Raw genomic sequence first — 22,687 nt, forward strand, 5'->3', positions numbered from 1 at the left:
AAAGTGCCAAAGCTTATGCGCCAGGTCAACAGAAAAAGAGATAATTTACAAGCCTTCCAAAATCTGGAGGGCTTTTTTTTGAAGGAAAAGTGAAATTACTTTTTGTTTGAATTAATTACCTTAATCAAATAAGTTCCTTCTGGCAAATCGGTAATATTAGAAGCGTTGGCGCTCATTATTTGTCTTCCTTGAGAGAAAACTTCAATAATTTTACCACTTTTAGTAGTTTCTGCTGAAGTCGTTGCTGCCGAAGTTTTTACAGGAGCTGGTACTGCAACAGTCTTTTTTGATACATTTGAAGCTGCGGGACTTGAAACAGGCATATTTTCAGTTACTGTCGCACCACTTGGTTTAGAACTATTATATGCTTCTCTAACCTGTTCGTCTGTCATGGCAACACTATACAATCTTAAATCGTCAATATCTGCGTTGATGCTTGTTGAGGTGTTTAATTTCCCTAGATTTAAAATATAGCCTTTTGCAGAACGCTGAATTCCTTCTGTAGATTTCAACAATTCGCCATTACGGTATATTTTTGAAACATTTCCGTCATAAGTAACACTATAGAAATACCACATTTCCTTTACAAGGGGTACTGAAATTATCACATTATTATTATCTCCCCAGCCCACTAAACTCAAATCTGAACTACCTGAAACAGCAGGTTGCTGTATCAGTCCAAAATACTGCCCATTTACTGCTGCGCCGTATCCAAAAATATAATTGGGAATATTTACTGCATTAAACTTTATCCAAACTGATATCGTTTTTGGTTTATTATCCTGCGGAAGCTCGCCTACTACAGCCTGATAAGATTTATTGATAAGTCGCAAAGCACTTTTAGGGCTTCCCATTCTGTCATTTACAAAAACTGGCGTCCCTAAAAAAGAAATAGTGTTGTCGGCACTGTTTAAATTTCCGTTGAAATTAAACTCCTGCACTGGATTTTGCGCATTGGCAATTAAAAAATTTACAAACATTAAAGTGAGTAATATTTTTTTCATAAGTATAGCTTTTATCAGAATCGTTTTAGTTTAAGGCAAATAGCAATTTATTGTAAAATTTAAACATTATAGATTTTACAATTTTAAAATTTCGTTTATTATTTTTAGAAAATTTGTTAAAACTATAATTAAAATTCAACACCTCCAAACAATTCCTACACACAAATACATAATTCTCACAAAAACATTTATTCAACTCAAAACAATTTTCGTTTTAAAACATCTCAAGTTTAAGCCAAACTTATTCAGTAAATATAAAGATATCAAGGCGGGATTTTTTTTCGATTCTGTTCTACATTAACGTTTTTATTTCTAACTTTAACATTACAAGCTGGCAATCAAAGAAATAAACTCTAGTATGAAGAAAACCTTACTTTTATTTTTTCTTTTGTTTTTCTTAAAAATCAGTGCTCAGATTTCAGATACTCTCGTACTAAAAAACAACGATATCATTGTTGGAGAAATAAAAACAATGAGTAAGGGCGTTCTACAGATAGAAACCAATTACAGCAAAGATGATTTTAAACTAGAATGGAAACATGTCAAAAGCATTAGTTCTGAGAGGGTTTATATTATCAATCTTTCTAACGGTATTTTATTAAACGGAAAAATTACCAAAATCAACACTCCAAATCAATGCGAGATTACAAATGTTGAAACACAAACTAAAAGTATTATTGATCTTAGCGATATTGTGCGCATTAAACCAGTCGATGACAGTTTTTGGGATAGGCTTGACGCGAGTTTTGATGCCGGCATTAAACTAACCAAAGCGCAAAGTTTACAGCAATTAACAATAAACGTAAATTTAGGTTACACCTCAAAAAAATGGTACGGAACTGCCACTTACAAGCAAATACAATCTATACAGGATGATAGCGAACCTATACGCAGAATTGATACCGATTTAAGCTATATTCATTTACTGCCGCGGGATTATTTTATTCCGTTATCAATTGTTACTTTAAAGAATACGGAACAAGACATTGATCTTCGTATTGTTTCAAAGGCTGGTTATGGAAAATATTTAATACATAGCAACAAAAAATATTGGGGAGTTGCTTCTGGATTATCTTTTAACCACGAACGTTTTACTGGAGCTACAGAGCCTAATAAAAGTTTGGAATTATTTTTAGGAAGCGACCTTAATTTATATGATATTGGCGATTTTAGCATTCAGTCTAAAGTGAACTTTTTCCCAAGTTTAACAGAAAGCAAAAGAATCCGTACCGATTTTTCTGTAGATACCAAATACGATTTACCATTAGACTTTTTTATCAAATTATCATTTATTTATAACTACGACAACAAACCTAAAGAAGGAGCATCCAAAGATGATTATGTATTTCAGACTACTTTTGGATGGAAATTAGACTAAAAAAAGCTTCCTGAAGACAGAAAGCTTTCCTTACTATTCCAAAAATTCAAATGCATGCGCAATAAAAAAAAACTAACTAACATTTAAAAACAAACTAAAAAACCATTTATTTCGAAGTAATTTTTTTTGACGGAGTACTGGTAATTTTTAATAAATAAGTCCCTTCAGGAAGATCGCTTATGTTTGTTGCATTGCTTCCCTCTATTTTTTGCCCTTGCGAATAAACTTCTACACTTTTTGCTGCACCATTAACCTCGCTTGAAGTAATAATTGTTTCTGGTGCCGTTTTTGCCTTTACTGGTGTTCTAACCATTTTAACTTCTGCAGACACCATAGGAGACAAATTAGAAACCTTTTCTCGGCCATATAATTCTTTTACCTGATCGGGAGTCAAGGCCACATCATAGATTTTTAAATCGTCTATATCTGCATTAATTCCAACTATGGTATTAATTTCTCCTAATCTAAAAATATTTCCATTTGTAGATCTTGTCATTCCTTCTAGATATTTCAATAACATACCGTCACGATATATTTTAGAAACAGTTCCTTCATATGTTATAGTGTAATTATACCAAACACTTTTTTCTAGAGATGTAGATACAATGACATCATTAGAAGCGCCCCAAGCCGCTAAACTCAAATCAGAGTTAGAAGTTGCTGTTCCTTGCTGTAATAAACCGCAATATTGAGCATTTAACGGATTTCCGTAGCCCCAAATATAGTTTGCATTTGAAATATCATTGAATTTAACCCAAATACTAATTGTTCTTGAGCTTTTTCCTTGAGGCAGATTATCGATTACAGCTTCTAAAGCTCTATTATTTAATCGCTGAGCACCTTTTATAACTCCAGCTCTATCTGGAACAAAATTGTTGGTTCCTATGAATGAAATTGTATTTGCAGTATTATTTAAAGTACCATTAAAATTAAATTCCTGAATCGGTGTTTGTGCATTGACATTCAAAAAACTTACAAACAATACTGTTAGTAGTAATTTTTTCATAATAGTAGATTTTAGGGATTAAACAACTTACGTCATCTTAATACCTCAAAACTAGCTTATTACAACTCTTACAGGAAAAATTTCCGACAAATTACCTAAAAACTCGTTAAAACAACGTTTTTTACGCATTTTAACCATGAAAAACATTTTTCAAAACTTAAAAATATTATTAAAAATTTAAATTAAAAGCAACACTATTAACAATTTCTTACGTATAAATACGGTATATTCAACAAAATAATAAATTTTAACTTTTAAACAAATCCTTGTTTAGCAAATAAAAAGTTGATTTAAAAAAAAACTCCATTCGAAAATTACGAATGGAGTTTTTATATCATGAAAAGTATTTACTATTACTTTACGAATTCAATTTTTTGAGCTTCTTCTTCATTAACACTATCAAAGAAACCTTGCTCGTTCATCCAGTCATCGCTGAATACTTTACTCATGTAACGAGAGCCATGATCTGGAAAAATAGCAATAATATTACTATCTTTTGTAAATTCCCCTTCTTCAGCATACTGTTTAATAGCTTGCATTACTGCCCCAGAAGTATATCCAACAAATAAACCTTCTTTTCTGGTAACCTCTCTAGCAGAGTGAGCGCTTTCCTCGTCGGTTACTTTCATGAATTTATCAATAATATCAAAATCGGTAGCAGAAGGAATTAAGTTTTTACCAAGACCTTCTATACGGTAAGGATAAATTTCTTTACTGTCGAATTCTCTTGTCTCGTGGTATTTTTTCAATACAGATCCAAAAGCATCAACTCCTAAGATTCTAATATTTGGATTTTTTTCTTTTAAGAATTTTGCAGTTCCAGAGATAGTTCCTCCTGTTCCGCTGCAAGCAACTAAGTGCGTAATTTGTCCTTTTGTTTGTTCCCAAATCTCTGGACCTGTAGTGTTGTAGTGGGCATCAATATTTAATTGGTTGAAATATTGATTAATGTAAACTGAACCTTTTGTCTCTTCGTGCAAACGTTTTGCTACATTATAATAAGATCTTTCATCATCTGCAGAAACGTGAGCCGGACAGACATACACTTTGGCGCCTAAACTTCTCAACATGTCAATTTTGTCTTTAGATGATTTTGAGCTTACCGCCAAAATACAATTGTAACCTTTAATAATGCTTACCATTGCTAAACTAAATCCTGTGTTACCAGAGGTGGTTTCGATAATGGTGTCTCCCGGCGATAGAATTCCTTTTCTCTCGGCTTCTTCAATAATATATAATGCTATTCTATCTTTTGAGGAATGACCTGGGTTGAAAGCTTCTACCTTTGCGTAGAAATTTCCTTCTAACTCTTCGGTGATTTTATTTAGTTTAATAAGAGGGGTGTTTCCTATTAACTCTAAAACATTATTATAAGCGGTTATTTCTTCTTTCATAAAAAAATAGTTAATCAAAGGCCTTTTTAAATTAACCTTGACAGGTTGCAAATTTAACAAAAAATTTCTAATTAGCTTTTAATTTTTTCTAAATCTAATAAAAAACTAAATTCTTTTGCTAAGTCTTTTAAAGCCTCAAAACGTCCTGAAGCCCCGCCATGACCTGCATCCATATTGGTATCTAAAAATAAAAGTTTATCATTTGTTTTTAAATCTCTCAATTTCGCAACCCATTTAGCTGGCTCCCAATACTGTACCTGCGAATCATGCAATCCGGTAGAAACGTACATGTTAGGATATTCCTGCGCTTTTACATTATCGTAAGGCGAATACGATAACATATAATCGTAATATTTCTTATTGTTTGGGTTACCCCATTCGTCATACTCTCCAGTTGTAAGCGGAATGCTATCATCTAGCATTGTGGTAATCACATCTACAAAAGGCACCTGAGCGATAACGCCATTATACAATTCAGGAGCTTCATTTACAATCACTCCCATTAAAAGTCCTCCAGCAGACCCTCCTTCGGCATACAGATGTTCAGGAGAAGTGTACTTTTGGTCTATTACAAATTTAGAGCAATCAATGAAATCTGTAAAGGTATTTTTCTTTTTTAACAGTTTTCCGTCCTCATACCATTGTCTTCCTAAATCCTCCCCTCCTCTAATATGGGCGATCGCATAAACAAATCCACGGTCTAAGAGCGATAATCTTGTCGAAGAAAAATACGTATCCATTGTAATTCCGTACGAACCGTATGCATAAAGCAACAACGGATTTTTACCATTTTTTTCCAATCCTTTTCTGTAAACCATAGAAATCGGCACTTTTACGCCATCTCTAGCAGTTGCCCAAACTCTCTCTTCTATATAATTCTCTTTATCAAACTTTCCACCCAAAACCTCTTGTTCTTTCAAGATTTCTTTGGTTTTAGTCTTCATATTAAAATCTATTACAGAAGACGGTGTTGCCAATGACTGATAGCTGTAACGCAAAATATCGGTATCAAAATCAACATTTGTTGTCGTGTAAGCATTATAGGTTTCGCTGCCAAACGGAAGATAATAATCTGGCTCATCATTCCAAGGCATGATTCGAATATGATTTAATCCGTTAGAGCGCTCTTCAACGACCAAATAGTTTTTAAAGATTTCAATATCTTCTAATAAAACATCTTCTCTATGCGGAATAAGATCTACCCAATTTTTCTTTCCTGTTTTATCTTCCGGCGTTTTCATCAATTTAAAATTGGTTGCCTTATCTTTATTAGTCAAAACATAAAAAGAATCTTCGTAATGAGAAATGCTATATTCTAATCCGCGAACACGTGGCTGGAAAACGATAAATTCTCCATCCGGATTATTCGAATTCAAAATTCTATATTCAGTTGTCAATGTACTTCCTGAACCAATGACAATGTATTTTCTTGATTTTTCTTTACTTATAGACACATTAAAAGTATCATCAACTTCATCATAAACCAAGACATCATTTTCTGAATCAGTATTTAATTTATGTCTAAAAACTTTATCAGCTCTTAAGGTTACCTGATCTTGTCTTACATAAAAAATAGTATTGTTGTCATTTGCCCAAACTGAAGCGCCTGTAACATTTTCTATTTTATCAGCTAAGATTTCACCAGTCTCTAAGTTTTTTATTTGAATAGTGTAAATTCTTCTTCCAACAATATCTACTCCAAAACTAGCAAATTTATTATCTGGACTAATGCTTAAACCTCCTAATTTAAAATAAGCATGTCCTTCTGCCATTTCGTTACAGTTAAAAAGAATTTCTTCTTCGGCAGAAAGGCTTCCTTTTTTTCTGGCAAAAATTGGATAATCCTGACCTGTTTCGAAACGTGTGATATAAAAATATCCATTGTAGAAATAAGGAACAGAAGAATCATCTTCTTTAATTCTCCCTTTCATTTCTTCAAACAGGCTATCTTGTAAAGCTTTTGTATGAGAAGTCATATTCTCATAATAAACATTCTCTTGATTTAGGTAATCAATCACTTCTGAATTTTCTCTATCATTCAACCAAAAGTAGTTGTCAATCCTAGATTCTTTATGTTTTTTTAATGTCTTTGGTATTACTTTAGCCTTTGGAGCCGATATATCATTTTGCATTTAGTAAGCATTAATTTTTAAATATGAAGACGCAAAAATAGCACAAACCCAATAGAACAGAATTAATTTTTTCTTAAATTATTCTATTGAATTAACACAGCAATATAGTAATTTTGTCTGAAATAATTTAAAAAATCAACAAAAATGGATTTAATGGGAATGATGGGTAAACTTAAAGAAACCCAGCAAAAAATTGAAGATACTAAAAAGCGTTTAGATACTGTTTTGATTGATGAACAAAGCGCTGATGGATTATTAAAAGTTACAATTACTGCTAGTAGAAAAATAAAGTCGCTTTCTATTGATGATTCTCTTTTAGAAGATAAAGAACAATTAGAAGATTACTTAATTGTAACGTTAAACAAAGCAATTGAAAAGGCTACAAATGTAAATGAAAGAGAATTAGATGCCGTTGCAAGAATGGATATGCCTTCTATTCCTGGAATGGATAATTTGTTTAAATAAAAGGGACAAAGGTTCTGAGTTGCAAAGGTTCAAAGGTTTTCTTTCTTTGCCATAAAAAAAGAGGATGTTTTGCATCCTCTTTTTTTATAACCTCTGTCCCTATGAACCTTTGCCTCTTTGTACCTCTCTTTTAAAATTTCGAAAGTGTTTCTAAAACATACGTATGCATCACTTCTTTATAATCTAGATGTGTTACAATTCTGAGCTTATTATGCCCTAAAGAGCTTATTAGTATATTTTTCTGTTTTAATTTTTCAATTAATAATTGATCGCTATAGCCTTCTGCAAGCGAAAAAATCAAAATATTAGTTTCTACAGGTTCGATAGATGAAATCCAAGGTTTTGTGCTTAGGATTTTTGCAATTTCTTTTGCTCTGCGGTGATCTTCTGCCAATCTTTCGATATTATGAGCCAAAGCATACAATCCTGCTGCGGCCAAATACCCTACTTGACGCATTCCTCCACCCAATATCTTCCTGATTCTCAACGCTCTGTGAATATCAGCTTTACTTCCAAGCAATACAGAACCAATTGGAGCACCTAATCCTTTAGACAAACAAACTGAAATAGTGTCGAAAATAGCTCCGAATTCTCTGGGATTCTGTCTTTTAGCTACTAACGCATTCCAAATTCGAGCGCCATCTAAGTGAAACTTCAAATTATGAGCGTCACATACTTTTTTTATTTCTCTTAAATCTTCCAATTCGTAACACGCTCCACCTCCTTTATTGGTTGTGTTTTCCACACAAACCAAACTTGTTAGCGGACTATGATAAAACTCTGGATCATTTATTGCAGCTTTTACTTGGGCAGCAGTTATCATTCCGCGGTTTCCGTCTATTAAACAGCAAGAAACACCGCTATTAAAAGAAACTCCTCCTCCTTCATAATGATAAACGTGAGCATATTTATCAGCAATTAGCTGTTCTCCAGGCTGCGTATGCAGTTTAATTGCAGTCTGGTTTGCCATAGTTCCAGACGGAAAGAAAAGACCAGCTTCCATACCAAAAAACTCTGCTGTCCTGTTTTCCAATTCAATCACCGTTGGGTCCTGTTTGTATACATCATCACCAACATGGGCGTTAAACATATACTGCAGCATTTCATAAGTAGGCTTTGTTATGGTATCGCTGATTAAATTTATTTCCATATTCTAAAAACTATATCTTATTTTTGTATGCAAAATTACGTATTACTTATAGTTATTCTCAGCAAGTTTTGGTAAAATTTAACTCGCTGGTTTCTCTAGACCAAATTAACGTAATAATTCTAAAAAACATATAAAAACCTATTAATTAATTTATGACAACAGCCGAACAAGTAAAAGGTATTGTGGAGCGCCTTGGTGCGTTGAGGAGGTATCTTTGACGTTGATGCCAAGCTAATCGAAATCGCAAACGAAGAAGAAAAAACGTTCGCTCCAGACTTTTGGAACAATCCAAAAGAAGCAGAAAACATTGTAAAAAATCTTCGAAACAAGAAAAAATGGATTGAAGATTATGATAAAGCAGTCTCTCTTACAGAAGAATTACAGCTGGCTTATGATTTTTACAAAGAAGGAGAACTTTCTGTAGATGAATTGGATGAACAATATGAAGCTGCACAAGCACATATCGAAAATATCGAATTCAAAAACATGCTTTCTGATGAAGGTGACAGTTTAAGTGCAGTGGTTCAAATTACTGCTGGGGCTGGTGGAACTGAAAGTTGTGACTGGGCAGGAATGCTGATGCGTATGTACATGATGTGGGGAGAAAGTTATGGATATAAAATTAAAGAACTTAACTTTCAAGAAGGTGACGTTGCCGGAATTAAAACCGTAACTTTAGAATTCGAAGGTGATTATTCTTTTGGATATCTAAAAGGAGAAAACGGAGTTCACCGTTTAGTTCGAATTTCGCCTTTTGACAGTAATGCAAAACGTCATACTTCATTCGTATCGGTTTACGTTTATCCATTAGTTGATGATAGTATCGAAATCGACATTAATCCTGCCGATATCGAAATCACAACTTCTCGTTCGAGTGGTGCTGGTGGACAGAACGTAAACAAGGTTGAAACTAAAGTTCAGTTAGTTCACAAACCAACCGGAATCCAGATTCAGTGTTCTGAAACGAGATCTCAGCAAGATAACAGACAGCGTGCTATGCAAATGCTTCGTTCTCAATTGTATGAAATTGAGTTAAAGAAGCAGCAAGCACAGCGTGCTGATATTGAAGCCGGAAAAATGAAAATTGAATGGGGTTCGCAGATTCGTAATTACGTAATGCAGCCTTATAAATTAGTAAAAGACGTTCGTACAGGTTACGAGACAAGTGATGTAGACGGCGTAATGAACGGAAATATCGATCCATTCTTGAAAGCTTATCTTATGATGATGGGACAGAAAGAAGAGGAATAGTTTTCAGTTTTTTAGTGATCAGTCACAGTTGACGGTCACAGTAAACTTGAAACTTGAAACTTGAAACTTTAAAACAAAAAAGTTATGATAAAATGGGCAGATGTAATTCATTTTACAAATAAGGGAAATCCAACTCCAGATAAAAGAGTGGAGAAAACGGAGGAAGAATGGAAACAGATTCTAACTCCAGAAGAATTTCAAGTTACACGTTTAAAAGGAACTGAAAGATCTTTTAGCTCTGAATTGTGCAGTTTATTTGATCCTGGAATTTATGAATGTAAATGCTGCGGAACAGTTCTTTTTGATGCAAGCGAAAAATTTGAATCAGGAACCGGCTGGCCTTCTTTTACACAACCAATTAAAGAAAATGCGATTGGTTATCATGCCGACAAATCGTACGGAATGATTCGTGTTGAGGTAGTGTGCAATGTTTGCGATGCTCATTTAGGCCACGTTTTTCCTGACGGTCCGCCGCCAAGCGGTTTACGTTACTGTATTAACGCAGTTTCATTATCAAAAATTAAAGAATAATACATAAAAAGCGGTTCATAAAAATGAATCGCTTTTTTTTTAATCTTCTCTCAACAAATTATTTAACAAAACAAATGTAAGCTATAACTTAGCAATTAAATTATTTATTTTCTCTATCTAAATTTTCATTTACTTTAGGTAAAATCACCAAGCTACTGCTATTCAATTCATTAAAAAAAACTCACTAAATTAATATCCAAAATGTTAATTTTGTAAAAATCCCCGTATTATTTTAAACATTTATTAAGAAACGAGAAAAAATAATTAGGTAATTAAAATCTAATTCATTTTATTTGGCAAAAAATAACCTTTTAGTCGATTAAAATTTGTCAATGAGATCCTATTCTATCCAAGAAATTAACGAAGTTATTAATGGCGTAATTTACGGCAGCACTTCACAAAGCATAACTGCAACAGAACAATTAGAAAAAGCAACAACTTCGGAAATCTCATTTATCGGAAACAAAAAATACGAAAAATACTGGTCGACTTCTAATGCTTCAATTGCAGTTGTAAACGAAGATATTTCAATAGAGCCAGGAGAAAACCGTGCTTTTATAAAAGTAAAAAATGCCGATTTGGCCATGTCACAAATCCTTGCCCTTTTTGCTCCCCCCGCCCCAATCTTTCATAACAATATTCATAAAACAGCCACTATAGACGAAACTGCTATAATTGGCGAAGGTGCTAAAATTGGCGCAGGCTGTTACATTGGCCCAAAAGTTGAAATTGGCGCGAATACAGTAATTTATCCAAATGTGACTATTTTAGACGAATGCACAATCGGAAGAAACACAACTATCTGGTCTGGGACGGTTATTCGCGAACGTTGCCATATTGGAAGCGAATGCATCATTCACCCCAACGCAACAATTGGAGCAGATGGTTTCGGATTTCGTCCTTGTACAGAAAAAGGTTTGGTGAAAATTCCACAAATCGGAAATGTTATTATTGGCAACGGTGTAGAAATTGGAGCAAATTCTTGTGTAGATCGCGGAAAATTCAGTTCTACAATTCTAGGAGACGGATGCAAAATAGACAATTTAGTTCAGATTGGACATAACAGCAAATTAGGCAAGTTCTGTATTATGGCTGGAAACAGTGGTTTAGCAGGTTCAGTAACTTTAGGAAATGGAGTTATTATTGGCGGAAGCGCTTCTATAAAAGATCACACCACAATTGGAGATGGCGCTATAATTGGCGCTGGATCTGGCGTTACTGGAGATGTTCCTGCCGGAAAAACAATGTTAGGATATCCTGCGGTCGAAGCTCGTGATGCCTTAAAACAATGGGCTTTGTTAAAGCAAATGGTTTGTGGCCCTAAAAAATAATCTCACTTAAAACATTAAAAAAGAAACATCCTCTAAAATGGATGTTTTTTTTATTTAATACTTTTTCTTAATTCATAAAGCAACTCATTTATTTCAATTGATTTTGTAAATTAGCCAACACTATTTTATCAAATCAATACTATATCATGGATTTAAACTTCAATAAAAACGAAGATCACAATAAATTACTTCTTTCTGAATTAAAACAAAAATTAGCAAAAGTTAAATTAGGCGGAGGCGAAAAAAGAATCGAGAAACTGCATTCTGAAGGAAAAATGACTGCGCGTGAAAGAATTGCGTATTTATTGGATGAAAATTCTAAAAGTATTGAAATTGGAGGTTTTGCCGGAGAAGGAATGTATCCAGAACATGGAGGCTGCCCTTCGGGAGGTGTTGTGGTAAAAATTGGCTATATCAGAGGAAAACAATGTATCGTGGTTGCCAATGACGCTACAGTAAAAGCCGGAGCTTGGTTTCCGATAACAGGAAAGAAAAACCTTCGTGCGCAGGAAATCGCTATGGAAAATCGACTTCCAATTATTTATCTTGTAGACAGTGCAGGAGTTTATCTGCCAATGCAAGATGAAATTTTTCCAGATAAAGAACATTTCGGACGCATCTTTAGAAACAATGCTCAAATGAGCAGCATGGGAATTACCCAAATCGCTGCCGTTATGGGAAGCTGTGTCGCTGGTGGTGCGTATCTACCGATTATGAGTGATGAAGCTTTAATCGTTGATAAAACAGGCAGTATTTTCCTTGCGGGAAGTTATTTGGTAAAAGCTGCAATTGGAGAAACAATTGACAATGAAACTCTTGGCGGAGCTACAACGCATTGCGAAATCTCTGGTGTGACCGATTATAAAGCCAAAGATGATAAAGATGCTTTAGATAAAATCAAAAATATTGTAGATAAAATTGGCGATTTTGACAAAGCTGGCTACAGCAGAATCAAAGCTGAAAAGCCTGCCTTAGAGCCTAATGACATTTACGGAATTCTCCCAAAAGCCAGAACTGAACAATACGATATGATGGAAATCATCAAACGTTTGGTTGATAATTCAGAATTTGAAGCTTACAAAGAAGGTTACGGACAATCTCTTATTACAGGTTACGCCAGAATTGATGGCTGGGCTGTCGGAATTATTGCCAATCAGAGAAAAGTGGTAAAAACCAAAAAAGGTGAAATGCAGTTTGGAGGCGTAATTTACTCTGACAGTGCCGACAAGGCAACTCGTTTTATTGCCAACTGCAATCAGAAAAAAATTCCTCTAGTATTTTTACAAGACGTTACAGGCTTTATGGTTGGTTCAAAGTCAGAACACGGCGGAATTATTAAAGACGGTGCTAAAATGGTAAATGCTGTAAGTAATTCAGTTGTTCCAAAATTTACAGTTATTGTCGGAAACTCCTACGGAGCAGGAAATTATGCTATGTGCGGCAAAGCATATGATCCTCGATTAATATTTGCCTGGCCAAGTGCAGAACTTGCCGTTATGGGCGGAACTCAAGCCGCAAAAGTATTGGCACAAATTGAAGCTTCTTCACTTAAAGCAAAAGGAGAAAAAGTTGATGAAGCAAAAGAAACAGAACTATTCAATAAAATAAAAGCACGTTACGATGAGCAGACTTCGCCTTACTACGCAGCTTCAAGACTGTGGACAGATGCTATCATAGATCCACTAGAAACCCGCAATTGGATTTCTATGGGAATCGAAGCTGCCAACCACGCTCCTATTCAAAAACCATTCAATTTAGGAGTCATTCAGGTCTAAGGATTTAAGAATTCTCAATAATGCGTTAAATAAAAAGTAAAAAACTTATTTTCAGGATGTTAAAAATAAATATCTGATTAAAAATTAGTAACTTAGTAATATAATTTTTAATCACACAACATCATGGAAAATGTAAAAAGTTTGAATAAATGGGCAAATTCGCACACTTATTTACCAGTTGATTTAGTACGTATTGTTTTGGGTGGATTTTTATTTATGAAAGGTGTCTCTTTCGTCACCAATATTCAATACCTGCATGATTTGATTTCCCCTATCGATAAGTATGGCGGAGGCATGTTTATGCTGCATTACATTGCTCCTGCCCACATGATTGGTGGTATAATGATTATTTTTGGGCTTTTGACCAGATGGGCAATTGCTGCTCAATTACCTATTTTATTTGGTGCCGTTCTTGTCAACTCTTTGGGAAGAATGCATTCTGAAAGTTTAGTTTTGGCTATAATCGTTTTATTAGTCTGTGTATTTTTCCTTTTTTATGGAAGTGGCAAACATTCTGCAGATTATTATTTTAAAATGCAACAATAAGACCATAAGTCCTCAGTTATGCTGAGGACTTTTTTTTGAGTTGTTAATTAATTCTATAAAATTTCTTTAATTGCGTTTTATGACTTAAATTCGCCGACATGAATTGGATTCGTAAAACCGTTATTCTTATTACGCTTATACTTGCAGGACTGTTTGCTTATCAAGCAGACCAAGTTTCTGTACACGTAATTGAAACGGAAAAATCAGACACCAACTTCTGTAAAGACATTCCCGATTCGTCTGCATTTATACAGCCACAGGGAAGTTATCAGCTTGCGGCAAACATCAAAACAAATCCAGCTGGGATAATTAAATGTTTTGACACCCTTTTACCGCTTATTCCACAACATCAAACAGTTTCATTTACTACAGCATACACCAAACTTTTTACAACTCAAAGTAAAAAGGTATTAGTCATACTCTATGCTTTCCATTTTTTCTGGTAAATAAATACTTGATTTTTCTTTAAAAGACTTATTCTTCAGTACGTACTTAGCCGTTTTCAAACCGAAAACTGTTATGCATATCATTTATTTATTACATTAAAAACATTATGGAAACTACTACCACAATAATGGGCATTGTGATTTTAATTATTGTTGCTATCCCTATTTACTTTTCTGCGCGTTCATCAGCTGCAAGCAAATCAAGAATTTTAAATATCAAAAAAAGATTCAATCCAACTCATCCGGAAGATTTTGATTTGACAGAATCAATCAATAATAAGACTTTAACTATTGATCAGAAAAACAATAAGTTTATTTTGATGAATTTCAATCCAAACCAGCAAGAGTCAATGTATGTTGATTTAAATACTATTGCTTCGTGCAAATTAATTCCGACTACAGATTCAGGTTCAGATACTATTATTAAAATAGATTTTGAATTTCAGGAAAAAGAAACTGGCAAAAAAATAATAATTCCATTCTATGATTTTGACGATGATCGCATCAAACAGATTAGCGTATATCAAGATCATCAGTTTGCGAAAAAATGGCTTAAAATCATCCAAGATTCTATATCACGTTAGTTATTTAATTCAGAAAAGAGACTCAAATTGAGTCTCTTTTTTTATGGGTTATATGATATTTGTCATTTTATGTCTTCGGCTTAAGTTTTAATTTTGAGGAAAACTAAATCCGTCGTTATGAAAATTTCTTTGACTCAAAAGTACAATGTTCCAGGTCCTAGATATACTAGTTATCCGACAGTTCCATATTGGAATGAGGCAGACTTTACCGCAGAAAAATGGATTACTACTTTAAAGCAGTCATTTTCTGAAAGCAATTCAAAAAACGGAATAAGTTTATACATTCACCTGCCTTTCTGTGAAAGCATGTGTACTTTCTGTGGATGCAATAAACGCATTACAAAAAATCACTCAGTAGAAGAAAAATACATTCAGGCAGTTCTGAAAGAATGGAAAATGTATTGTGATTTGCTTCCTGAAAAACCCAGAATCAAAGAAATTCATTTAGGTGGAGGAACTCCGACCTTCTTTTCAAAAGAAAATTTAGAGTGCCTTATTAACGGAATTTTTAATCATGCTGTAAAAGCAGAAAAACATGAATTTAGTTTTGAAGGACATCCAAATAACACCTCTCACGAACAGCTTAAAAAACTATATGATTTAGGTTTTCGCCGAGTAAGCTTTGGTGTACAAGATTATTCTCCTACAGTTCAAAAAGCAATCAATAGAATTCAGCCGTTTCATAATGTTGCCAAAGTAACATTTTGGGCTAAAGAAATTGGCTATACTTCAATTGGACACGATATTATTTTTGGTCTTCCATTTCAAACCATTGAAGATGTAGTTGATACAGTCGAAAAAACCAATTCTTTAAAACCCGATAGATTGGCGTTTTACAGCTACGCACACGTGCCTTGGATAAAAGGAAACGGACAACGTGGTTTTAATGATGAGAATCTACCAAAAGATGCCGAAAAGAGAAAACTATACGAAATTGGTAAAAAGCTTCTTATTCAAAATGGCTATCACGAAATTGGAATGGATCATTTTGCTTTAGCAGATGACAATTTATATAAAGCTGCGCACAATGGAAATCTTCATAGAAACTTTATGGGCTATAGTGCTTCTAAAACTCAAGTTATGATTGGTCTAGGTGTTTCTTCAATTAGCGACAGTTGGTACAGTTTTGCGCAAAACACCAAAAGTTTAGAGGAATATTATGAGATTTTAGAATCGAATAATATTCCTGTTGTAAAAGGCCATATTTTAACTGATGAAGATCTTATCATTAGAAAACACATTCTAAATTTAAGTTGCGAATTAGAAACTTCCTGGACAGCAGAATCTTTAAATTTCACTGAACTTCCTGAAGTTTTAACCGCTTTAGAAGAAATAAAAAACGATAATTTAATTATTATTAAAGACAATAAAATCAAGATTACAGAAGAAGGAAGACCTTTTGTCCGTAATATCTGTATGGCATTTGATTTACATTTAAAAAGAAAGTCACCGGAAACAAATCTGTTCTCGATGACTGTATAATAAATCTTAAATTATATTTTTTAATGACAGTTTGGAGTTTGCTGTACAAATAAACTCATATTTGAAGGAGAAATATAAGGAATCCCTAATCCCAATCCGCGAAGGATAAATAAAACACCAATTATAACTGCAACATACGGAATTGCCTTTTGGATTTTATTTCTGAAAGGCAATTTTAATAATGAGTTGACATAAACCACAACAGTCATTAACGGTATCGTTCCTATTCCAAATAAAAGCATGTAGAGAACACCAAAACCTGCACTCTGCATGGCAATTGCTCCAAATAAAGCAACATACACCATTCCGCATGGCAGAAATCCATTTAGCAGGCCAATTGTAAAAAGAGATTTATAACTCTTGTTTTTAAACTGGCTTCCCAGATTCGATTTAATTTTTGAAATGATTTTATAGACAGGTTTAGAAAAATTGTATTGGGCAAATTTTTTCTCCGGTATCAAAACCACAATAATCATAATTACACCAATAATTATTGACATTTTCTGCTGCAATCCTGCTAGAAAAAAGCCTCTTCCCAGTAATCCAAAAATCAACCCGATTATTGAATAAGCTGTTAATCGGCCAAAATGATACGTCATAATCTGCGTTGCCTTTTTAGCTTCATTTTGCCTGTCTACAGGAAGCATCATAGCAATTGGCCCACACATACCAACACAATGCAGACTGCTGATTAAACCTAAAAAGAAAGCAGAGAATAACATTTTATTTTTAATTTACGTAAATAACCTCTTTAGTGAGATATTTTTTACCTTCATACTGCCACTCCATATTAACATCCCAGCGTCCTTTTAATAATTTTTTCTGAGGAATAACTATTTCTGAATTGGTTAAAGCAATTTGAGTATTAAAATCAAATTTCTTGTTTGAAGGTCTGTATAATTGAATATTTCCTTTCACTTTATCACTTTCAAATCCTGCGGGAAAAATTACTGCCACACCATTTTCTGTATATTTTATTAATGGTTTATGTTGTAAATCGTGCGCATTTTGAATCCTTGCCATTTCTTCCTGAAAGTGTGTGTCGTGTTTGTAATATTCCTCCACAACCAAATCATTATCGTATTTAGAATTTGACTGCACTTCAAAAACAAAATATAAAATAAATGTCATAAACAATCCGAATGCAATGACGATGCCGGTACCCCAATTAAATTTCATGATGTATATTTTTTAATTAAAACTGCGTGGCCCTAAGAAATTTGTTGTTGTTGTTTCTATGAGTTCAGAACCATTATAAACCCCAATTTTTACTTTTGTTTTATCACTTTCTAATAAAACTTCATTAATTTCTATGAATAACGTTCCTTGTGAAATTCCTTCTTTTGGAACTTTAAAATGTTTTTTTCCAACATTTCTAATTTCACCTTTCTGATCGATTAATTCAAAATGAATATCGTTATAATCTTTCATTGTTTTGTTTACAATTTTATAGGTGTAAACATTACTGATTTTTTCACCATCATGCTGGAACAACTGACCTGGTAAGCGTAAAACAACTGCCTGAACGTCTGTTCTTAAAAATAGCATTCCAACAAAAATACTCAATAAAATAAATAAAACCGCTGTATAACCTTTCATTCTTGATGTAAACTTGAAAGGTTCTTTTTTTGCAATTTCATCTTCAGAAGCATAACGAATAAGACCTTTTGGCAAACCAACAGATTCCATAATATGATCACATTCATCAATACAAGCTGTACAGTTTGTGCATTCTAGCTGTGTTCCGTTTCTAATGTCGATTCCCATTGGGCAAACATGAACACATTGAAGGCAATCAATACAGTCACCTTTTCCCGTTAACGCTCTATCTTCATTTTTTTTGAATTTTGCACGCCCTTCTTCTTTTTCACCTCGAACAAAATCGTAGGCGACATTTATTGATTTATTGTCTAAAAGAACACCTTGCAATCTTCCGTACGGACAAGCGATAATACAAACCTGTTCACGAAACCAAACAAAAACAAAATAGAAAACACTCGTAAATATTAACAGCGCAATAAAATTGCTTGCTTGTTTTACAGGACCTTGCTCAATCATTAAGAATAAAGCGTCACTACCTACTAAATAAGCTAAAAAGACATTAGCAATAAGGAAAGAGATCAAGAAGAATATAGTCCATTTTAGAACACGTTTTCTAATTTTTTCAGCATTCCATTCCATTCTTGCTAAACGAGACTGAGAACCTCGATCTCCATCAATCCAGTATTCTATACGGCGGAAAACCATTTCGAGGAAAATAGTCTGCGGACAAATCCAACCACAAAATATTCTTCCAAAAACAACAGTAAATAAAATTATGAATACAACGCCAACAAGCATTGAAATTACGAAGAGATAAAAATCCTGAGGCCAGAAAGGGAATCCAAAAATATTAAAACGACGTTCCAAGATATTGAACATCATAAACTGGTTTCCATTAACCTTGATAAAAGGATTTATGAATAAAATTGCCAATAAAACATAACTGACAATTTTCCTATAATCATAAAATTTACCAGACGGTTTTTTAGGAAATATAAATTTTCGTTTACCACCTTCATCTATTGTTCCAATGGTATCTCTAAAAGCTTCGTCTGGTAAATTTGACATGATATTCTAATTATTTTTTAACTTGTGTGGTATCTTTTGTGGTTGCTGCAGCGGCATCGGTTTTAGGAGCACTATCATCTACCCAAACTTCTCCTTCTGCTTCTTTTGGATCTTTCGGATTACTTCCTTGTAAAGACAGAATATAACTTGCCACTTTTTGTATTTCTTTTGGCTTAAGGGTTCCTTTCCAAGCAATCATCCCTTTACCGTCTCTACCTCCGTTTGTAATAGTGTGGAATAGATTTTTAATTCCTCCTCCTAAAATCCATTTATCATCTGTAAGGTTTGGTCCAATTTGACCTCCTCCATCAGCACGGTGGCAGGCAGCACAATTGGTTGTAAAGATTGTTTTACCTTCATCTAAACTTGGTGCATCAGTTAGTAAAACAACTGTTTTTTCATCCATCAAATCTGGTGCTGTTTTCATGTATTCTGCAACGTCAATCTTTGCCTGAGCCAATTCTTTTTTCAGCTCCATTTCCTGATCATCAGCTCCTAAAACATCATAACGTACCACATAAATTACTCCGAAAATGATACAGATGTAGAATAAATATACCCACCAAGGCGGTAAATTATTATCCAACTCTTTGATTCCGTCATAATCATGATCCATTAATAAGTCACCTTCTTTTTCAATTGGCTCTGTTTTAGTCAATTTATGCATTAGGTTTTTAAACCAAGTACTCTCTTTGAAGCTTAAACTTTCTTCAAGTTCTTTTTGTGCTTTTTCTTCTGGTGACAATAATTGGAACATTACTCGATTTACAGCACTAAGCGTAATCTCAATAGCAATTAGAATAAACAAAAAGACAAATAAAAAGAGTGATACCATAGGATACTTTATAAAAGCTGGCTTGTCACCTGAATCTATAAAATATTCCATCAAAGCAAATACGATGAAGAAAATCAACGGTACTCTAACATATACTGGGAAAAACTTTTTCATTTTTATCTATCTTTTGTGATTACACTAAGTCCTTCATCTAAAGGTATATTACTCATTTCTTGAATTTTTTCTTTTTTATAAGAGAACACCCAAATGCCTAATCCTACAAAGAATAAGAAGAAAATTAAGAGGGAAATAATCGGGTAAATTTCTATACCCGATATGGTTTCCATATTGTGTTTTATCTGTTCAAACATAATGCTGTTATTTAGTTTCTTTTACTTTAATATCAGTACCAAGTCTTTGAATATAAGCGATCAAAGCAACGATTTCTCTTTCGTTCATCGGAATGAATTTCTCGCCTTTTGCCGCAGCTTTTTTACGGCTGTCTTCATAACTCTTAACGAAATCAGGATCGCTTTCTAAGCTTTTTTCTATCTTAACAGCCTGCTCTCTTAAAGTTCTCTGTGCATTTGCAACATCTTCTGGAGAATATGGCACTCCTAAAGAAATCATTGCCTGCATTTTCTTTTGTGTCAATGAAATGTCCATCGGTTTGTTATCAAACAACCATTTATAACCTGGCATAATTGATCCAGCAGATGTACTTTGCGGATTCCACATGTGGTTAAAGTGCCAGTTATCATTGTACTTACCACCTACTCTCAATAAGTCTGGTCCTGTACGTTTAGATCCCCATAAGAATGGATGGTCGTAAACAAACTCTCCCGCTTTTGACTGAACTCCATAACGTTCTACCTCACTTCTAAAAGGACGAACTGACTGTGAGTGACATCCAACACAACCTTCTCTGATATATAAATCACGTCCTTCAAGCTCTAACGGTGTATATGGTTTTACACTTGAAATTGTCGGAATATTTGATTTCACCATAATTGTCGGCACAATCTGAATAATACCACCAATTAAAATTGCAATTGTAGCAAGAATAGTTAACTGAATTGGTTTTCTTTCTAACCAAGAATGGAATTTCTCTCCGCTCAATCTACCGCTTTTTATTGTTTGCAATGCTGGAGCCTGAGCCAATTCATCTTCGATTGTATTACCTGCTTTAACAGTCATAATAATGTTATAAACCAATGTCAGCATACCTATAAGATACAAACTACCTCCAATAGCTCTCATCCAATACATAGGCATAATAGCGGTTACCGTTTCAAGGAAGTTTCCATAAGTTAAAGTACCGTCTGGATTAAACTGTTTCCACATTGATGCTTGCTGGAAACCAGCTACATATAATGGAATTGTATATACAATAATACCTAAGGTACCAATCCAGAAATGGAAGTTTGCTAATTTCTTAGAGAATAACTCCGATTTTGTCATTCTTGGAATCAACCAATAGATAATACCAAATGACATGAAACCATTCCAAGCTAAAGCTCCTACGTGTACGTGCGCTACGATCCAATCAGTATAGTGCGCAATAGCATTTACATTTTTTAAAGATAACATTGGTCCTTCGAACGTTGCCATACCGTAACCAGTAATCGCTACTACGAAGAATTTTAAAACTGGTTCTTCACGAACTTTATCCCAAGCCCCTCTTAATGTAAGAAGACCATTAATCATACCTCCCCAAGATGGAGCAATTAACATTACTGAAAATGCAACCCCTAAATTCTGAGCCCAGTTTGGCAATGCAGAATACAGTAAGTGGTGTGGCCCAGCCCAAATGTATATAAAGATTAAAGACCAAAAGTGAATAATAGATAATCTATATGAATAAACAGGTCTGTTTGCAATTTTTGGAACGAAATAGTACATTAATCCCAAGAATGGAGTTGTCAAGAAGAATGCCACCGCATTGTGCCCGTACCACCATTGTACAAGCGCATCTTGAACACCTGCATACACAGAGTAACTTTTTAAACCTGAAACAGGAATTTCTATATTATTAAAGATATGCAGTACCGCTACCGTTACAAATGTTGCCAAATAAAACCAGATTGCAACATATAGGTGACGCTCTCTACGACGGAGCATTGTACCAATCATATTGATACCCATTACAACCCAAATTAAAGCGATTGCAATATCAATTGGCCACTCTAGCTCTGCATATTCTTTAGAAGAAGTATAACCTAACGGAAGTGTAATTGCTGCAGCCACAATAATTAGCTGCCAGCCCCAGAAATGAAGATTACTTAAAAAATCACTAAACATTCTGGCTTTTAGCAATCTTTGCAGCGAGTAGTACATACCGGCAAAGAAGGCATTACCCACAAAAGCAAAAATAACTGCATTGGTGTGTAACGGTCTCAAACGGCCGTAACTAAGCCACGAAATCCCATCTGTCATGTTGGGAAAAAGGTACATTACCGCTAAGGTAAGCCCCACTAACATACCCACAACACCAAAGAGTATTGTGGCGTAAATGAATTTTTTTACAATTTTGTTGTCGTAATAAAACTGTTCCATTTCCATAATTATACTTGTTTTTCTTCGATTGTTGAATTATTATTTTGGGAATTAATTTTGGTTTCGTCATCAAAAAGAATTCTGACTGAAGGTGTATAATCATCATCATACTGTCCAGACTTGACAGCTGCGATAAAGGCAATAAAAAAACAGATTGCCACAAAAATACTTACTGAAATTAATAGATAAATAACACTCATACCCTGGATTTATATTAACAAAATTAGTTTGTTAAAGGCGCATAAAATATGATAATTATCATAGACGATTA

At 34.0% G+C, this 22,687-nt stretch carries 22 protein-coding genes; 10 read left to right on the forward strand and 12 right to left on the reverse strand.

Annotated elements, in window-relative coordinates:
• Positions 1-95: 95 nt before the first annotated feature.
• Positions 96-1,004 carry a LamG domain-containing protein gene (locus RB618_RS08715; protein ID WP_308068398.1) on the reverse strand — a complete coding sequence of 303 codons (909 nt, stop codon included), beginning with the start codon at positions 1,002-1,004 and terminating at the stop codon, positions 96-98.
• Positions 1,005-1,362: 358 nt separating this feature from the next.
• On the opposite strand from RB618_RS08715, the gene RB618_RS08720 reads away from it, so the two are divergent.
• Positions 1,363-2,382, forward strand: a complete 1,020-nt coding sequence (locus tag RB618_RS08720; protein ID WP_308068399.1) for a DUF481 domain-containing protein — start codon at positions 1,363-1,365, stop codon at positions 2,380-2,382.
• Positions 2,383-2,488: 106 nt separating this feature from the next.
• Here RB618_RS08720 and RB618_RS08725 read toward each other — a convergent pair whose 3' ends face one another.
• The 3 genes from RB618_RS08725 to RB618_RS08735 form a co-directional block, all read right to left on the reverse strand.
• On the reverse strand, positions 2,489-3,388 hold the full coding sequence (locus tag RB618_RS08725; protein WP_308068400.1) for a LamG-like jellyroll fold domain-containing protein: 900 nt from the start codon (positions 3,386-3,388) through the stop codon (positions 2,489-2,491).
• 353 nt (positions 3,389-3,741) lie between these two features.
• Positions 3,742-4,782 carry a PLP-dependent cysteine synthase family protein gene (locus RB618_RS08730; RefSeq protein ID WP_111378514.1) on the reverse strand — a complete coding sequence of 347 codons (1,041 nt, stop codon included), beginning with the start codon at positions 4,780-4,782 and terminating at the stop codon, positions 3,742-3,744.
• Between the two features lie 71 nt (positions 4,783-4,853).
• On the reverse strand, positions 4,854-6,914 hold the full coding sequence (locus RB618_RS08735; protein ID WP_308068401.1) for a S9 family peptidase: 2,061 nt from the start codon (positions 6,912-6,914) through the stop codon (positions 4,854-4,856).
• Between the two features lie 144 nt (positions 6,915-7,058).
• On the opposite strand from RB618_RS08735, the gene RB618_RS08740 reads away from it, so the two are divergent.
• Positions 7,059-7,379 (forward strand): YbaB/EbfC family nucleoid-associated protein, encoded by a 321-nt coding sequence (locus RB618_RS08740; RefSeq protein WP_276174292.1) that lies wholly within the window; start codon positions 7,059-7,061, stop codon positions 7,377-7,379.
• Positions 7,380-7,509: 130 nt separating this feature from the next.
• On the opposite strand, the gene RB618_RS08745 is transcribed toward RB618_RS08740, so the two are convergent.
• On the reverse strand, positions 7,510-8,529 hold the full coding sequence (locus tag RB618_RS08745) for a GntG family PLP-dependent aldolase (protein WP_308068402.1): 1,020 nt from the start codon (positions 8,527-8,529) through the stop codon (positions 7,510-7,512).
• A 152-nt stretch (positions 8,530-8,681) separates the two neighbouring features.
• On the opposite strand from RB618_RS08745, the gene prfB reads away from it, so the two are divergent.
• The 8 genes from prfB (at position 8,682) to hemN (ending at position 16,475) form a co-directional block, all read left to right on the forward strand.
• Positions 8,682-9,780 (forward strand): peptide chain release factor 2 gene (prfB, locus tag RB618_RS08750; RefSeq protein WP_111424189.1). Its coding sequence is split into 2 segments (ribosomal slippage): positions 8,682-8,744 and positions 8,746-9,780, totalling 1,098 coding nucleotides; the frame shifts between segments, so codons are not numbered across the junction.
• A gap of 84 nt (positions 9,781-9,864) precedes the next feature.
• On the forward strand, positions 9,865-10,311 hold the full coding sequence (gene msrB, locus RB618_RS08755; protein WP_308068403.1) for a peptide-methionine (R)-S-oxide reductase MsrB: 447 nt from the start codon (positions 9,865-9,867) through the stop codon (positions 10,309-10,311).
• Positions 10,312-10,643: 332 nt separating this feature from the next.
• The gene (gene lpxD / locus RB618_RS08760) at positions 10,644-11,642 is read left to right on the forward strand and encodes a UDP-3-O-(3-hydroxymyristoyl)glucosamine N-acyltransferase (RefSeq protein ID WP_111378519.1); all 999 of its coding nucleotides are present in this window, start codon (positions 10,644-10,646) and stop codon (positions 11,640-11,642) included.
• Between the two features lie 146 nt (positions 11,643-11,788).
• Positions 11,789-13,417 (forward strand): carboxyl transferase domain-containing protein, encoded by a 1,629-nt coding sequence (locus RB618_RS08765; protein WP_308068404.1) that lies wholly within the window; start codon positions 11,789-11,791, stop codon positions 13,415-13,417.
• Between the two features lie 123 nt (positions 13,418-13,540).
• The gene (locus tag RB618_RS08770) at positions 13,541-13,963 is read left to right on the forward strand and encodes a DoxX family protein (RefSeq protein ID WP_308068405.1); all 423 of its coding nucleotides are present in this window, start codon (positions 13,541-13,543) and stop codon (positions 13,961-13,963) included.
• A 98-nt stretch (positions 13,964-14,061) separates the two neighbouring features.
• The gene (locus RB618_RS08775) at positions 14,062-14,409 is read left to right on the forward strand and encodes a hypothetical protein (RefSeq protein ID WP_308068406.1); all 348 of its coding nucleotides are present in this window, start codon (positions 14,062-14,064) and stop codon (positions 14,407-14,409) included.
• A gap of 107 nt (positions 14,410-14,516) precedes the next feature.
• A complete protein-coding gene (locus tag RB618_RS08780) occupies positions 14,517-14,993 on the forward strand; it encodes a hypothetical protein (RefSeq protein WP_308068407.1) in 477 nt (158 codons plus the stop codon).
• Positions 14,994-15,110: 117 nt separating this feature from the next.
• Positions 15,111-16,475, forward strand: a complete 1,365-nt coding sequence (hemN, locus tag RB618_RS08785) for an oxygen-independent coproporphyrinogen III oxidase (protein WP_308068408.1) — start codon at positions 15,111-15,113, stop codon at positions 16,473-16,475.
• Between the two features lie 20 nt (positions 16,476-16,495).
• Here hemN and RB618_RS08790 read toward each other — a convergent pair whose 3' ends face one another.
• Genes RB618_RS08790 through ccoS form a run of 7 tightly spaced genes read right to left on the reverse strand, consistent with a single transcriptional unit; the run spans position 16,496 to position 22,616 of the window.
• Positions 16,496-17,197, reverse strand: coding sequence for a sulfite exporter TauE/SafE family protein (locus RB618_RS08790; RefSeq protein ID WP_308068409.1), 702 nt, complete (start codon positions 17,195-17,197; stop codon positions 16,496-16,498).
• Positions 17,198-17,204: 7 nt separating this feature from the next.
• Positions 17,205-17,654, reverse strand: a complete 450-nt coding sequence (locus RB618_RS08795; RefSeq protein WP_308068410.1) for a FixH family protein — start codon at positions 17,652-17,654, stop codon at positions 17,205-17,207.
• Between the two features lie 12 nt (positions 17,655-17,666).
• Positions 17,667-19,085, reverse strand: a complete 1,419-nt coding sequence (gene ccoG, locus RB618_RS08800) for a cytochrome c oxidase accessory protein CcoG (protein ID WP_308068411.1) — start codon at positions 19,083-19,085, stop codon at positions 17,667-17,669.
• Between the two features lie 10 nt (positions 19,086-19,095).
• On the reverse strand, positions 19,096-20,034 hold the full coding sequence (locus RB618_RS08805) for a cbb3-type cytochrome c oxidase N-terminal domain-containing protein (RefSeq protein WP_308068412.1): 939 nt from the start codon (positions 20,032-20,034) through the stop codon (positions 19,096-19,098).
• A gap of 2 nt (positions 20,035-20,036) precedes the next feature.
• The gene (locus RB618_RS08810; protein WP_308068413.1) at positions 20,037-20,231 is read right to left on the reverse strand and encodes a cbb3-type cytochrome c oxidase subunit 3; all 195 of its coding nucleotides are present in this window, start codon (positions 20,229-20,231) and stop codon (positions 20,037-20,039) included.
• A 7-nt stretch (positions 20,232-20,238) separates the two neighbouring features.
• Entirely contained in the window at positions 20,239-22,422 is a 2,184-nt protein-coding gene (gene ccoN, locus RB618_RS08815; protein WP_308068414.1) for a cytochrome-c oxidase, cbb3-type subunit I, read from the reverse strand.
• A 2-nt stretch (positions 22,423-22,424) separates the two neighbouring features.
• A complete protein-coding gene (ccoS, locus tag RB618_RS08820) occupies positions 22,425-22,616 on the reverse strand; it encodes a cbb3-type cytochrome oxidase assembly protein CcoS (RefSeq protein ID WP_111378530.1) in 192 nt (63 codons plus the stop codon).
• Positions 22,617-22,687: the final 71 nt, after the last annotated feature.

This window comes from Flavobacterium sp. LHD-85 (assembly GCF_030929595.1).
In the GTDB taxonomy this organism is placed as follows: Bacteria; Bacteroidota; Bacteroidia; order Flavobacteriales; family Flavobacteriaceae; genus Flavobacterium.

Excerpts from the sequence above, each read along its gene's own strand:
- RB618_RS08715 (WP_308068398.1), bottom strand. The coding sequence starts at position 1,004 with ATGAAAAAAATATTACTCACTTTAATGTTTGTAAATTTTTTAATTGCC.
- RB618_RS08720 (WP_308068399.1), top strand. The coding sequence starts at position 1,363 with ATGAAGAAAACCTTACTTTTATTTTTTCTTTTGTTTTTCTTAAAAATC.
- RB618_RS08725 (WP_308068400.1), bottom strand. The coding sequence starts at position 3,388 with ATGAAAAAATTACTACTAACAGTATTGTTTGTAAGTTTTTTGAATGTC.
- RB618_RS08730 (WP_111378514.1), bottom strand. The coding sequence starts at position 4,782 with ATGAAAGAAGAAATAACCGCTTATAATAATGTTTTAGAGTTAATAGGA.
- RB618_RS08735 (WP_308068401.1), bottom strand. The coding sequence starts at position 6,914 with ATGCAAAATGATATATCGGCTCCAAAGGCTAAAGTAATACCAAAGACA.
- RB618_RS08740 (WP_276174292.1), top strand. The coding sequence starts at position 7,059 with ATGGATTTAATGGGAATGATGGGTAAACTTAAAGAAACCCAGCAAAAA.
- RB618_RS08745 (WP_308068402.1), bottom strand. The coding sequence starts at position 8,529 with ATGGAAATAAATTTAATCAGCGATACCATAACAAAGCCTACTTATGAA.
- msrB (WP_308068403.1), top strand. The coding sequence starts at position 9,865 with ATGATAAAATGGGCAGATGTAATTCATTTTACAAATAAGGGAAATCCA.
- lpxD (WP_111378519.1), top strand. The coding sequence starts at position 10,644 with ATGAGATCCTATTCTATCCAAGAAATTAACGAAGTTATTAATGGCGTA.
- RB618_RS08765 (WP_308068404.1), top strand. The coding sequence starts at position 11,789 with ATGGATTTAAACTTCAATAAAAACGAAGATCACAATAAATTACTTCTT.
- RB618_RS08770 (WP_308068405.1), top strand. The coding sequence starts at position 13,541 with ATGGAAAATGTAAAAAGTTTGAATAAATGGGCAAATTCGCACACTTAT.
- RB618_RS08775 (WP_308068406.1), top strand. The coding sequence starts at position 14,062 with ATGAATTGGATTCGTAAAACCGTTATTCTTATTACGCTTATACTTGCA.
- RB618_RS08780 (WP_308068407.1), top strand. The coding sequence starts at position 14,517 with ATGGAAACTACTACCACAATAATGGGCATTGTGATTTTAATTATTGTT.
- hemN (WP_308068408.1), top strand. The coding sequence starts at position 15,111 with ATGAAAATTTCTTTGACTCAAAAGTACAATGTTCCAGGTCCTAGATAT.
- RB618_RS08790 (WP_308068409.1), bottom strand. The coding sequence starts at position 17,197 with ATGTTATTCTCTGCTTTCTTTTTAGGTTTAATCAGCAGTCTGCATTGT.
- RB618_RS08795 (WP_308068410.1), bottom strand. The coding sequence starts at position 17,654 with ATGAAATTTAATTGGGGTACCGGCATCGTCATTGCATTCGGATTGTTT.
- ccoG (WP_308068411.1), bottom strand. The coding sequence starts at position 19,085 with ATGTCAAATTTACCAGACGAAGCTTTTAGAGATACCATTGGAACAATA.
- RB618_RS08805 (WP_308068412.1), bottom strand. The coding sequence starts at position 20,034 with ATGAAAAAGTTTTTCCCAGTATATGTTAGAGTACCGTTGATTTTCTTC.
- RB618_RS08810 (WP_308068413.1), bottom strand. The coding sequence starts at position 20,231 with ATGTTTGAACAGATAAAACACAATATGGAAACCATATCGGGTATAGAA.
- ccoN (WP_308068414.1), bottom strand. The coding sequence starts at position 22,422 with ATGGAAATGGAACAGTTTTATTACGACAACAAAATTGTAAAAAAATTC.
- ccoS (WP_111378530.1), bottom strand. The coding sequence starts at position 22,616 with ATGAGTGTTATTTATCTATTAATTTCAGTAAGTATTTTTGTGGCAATC.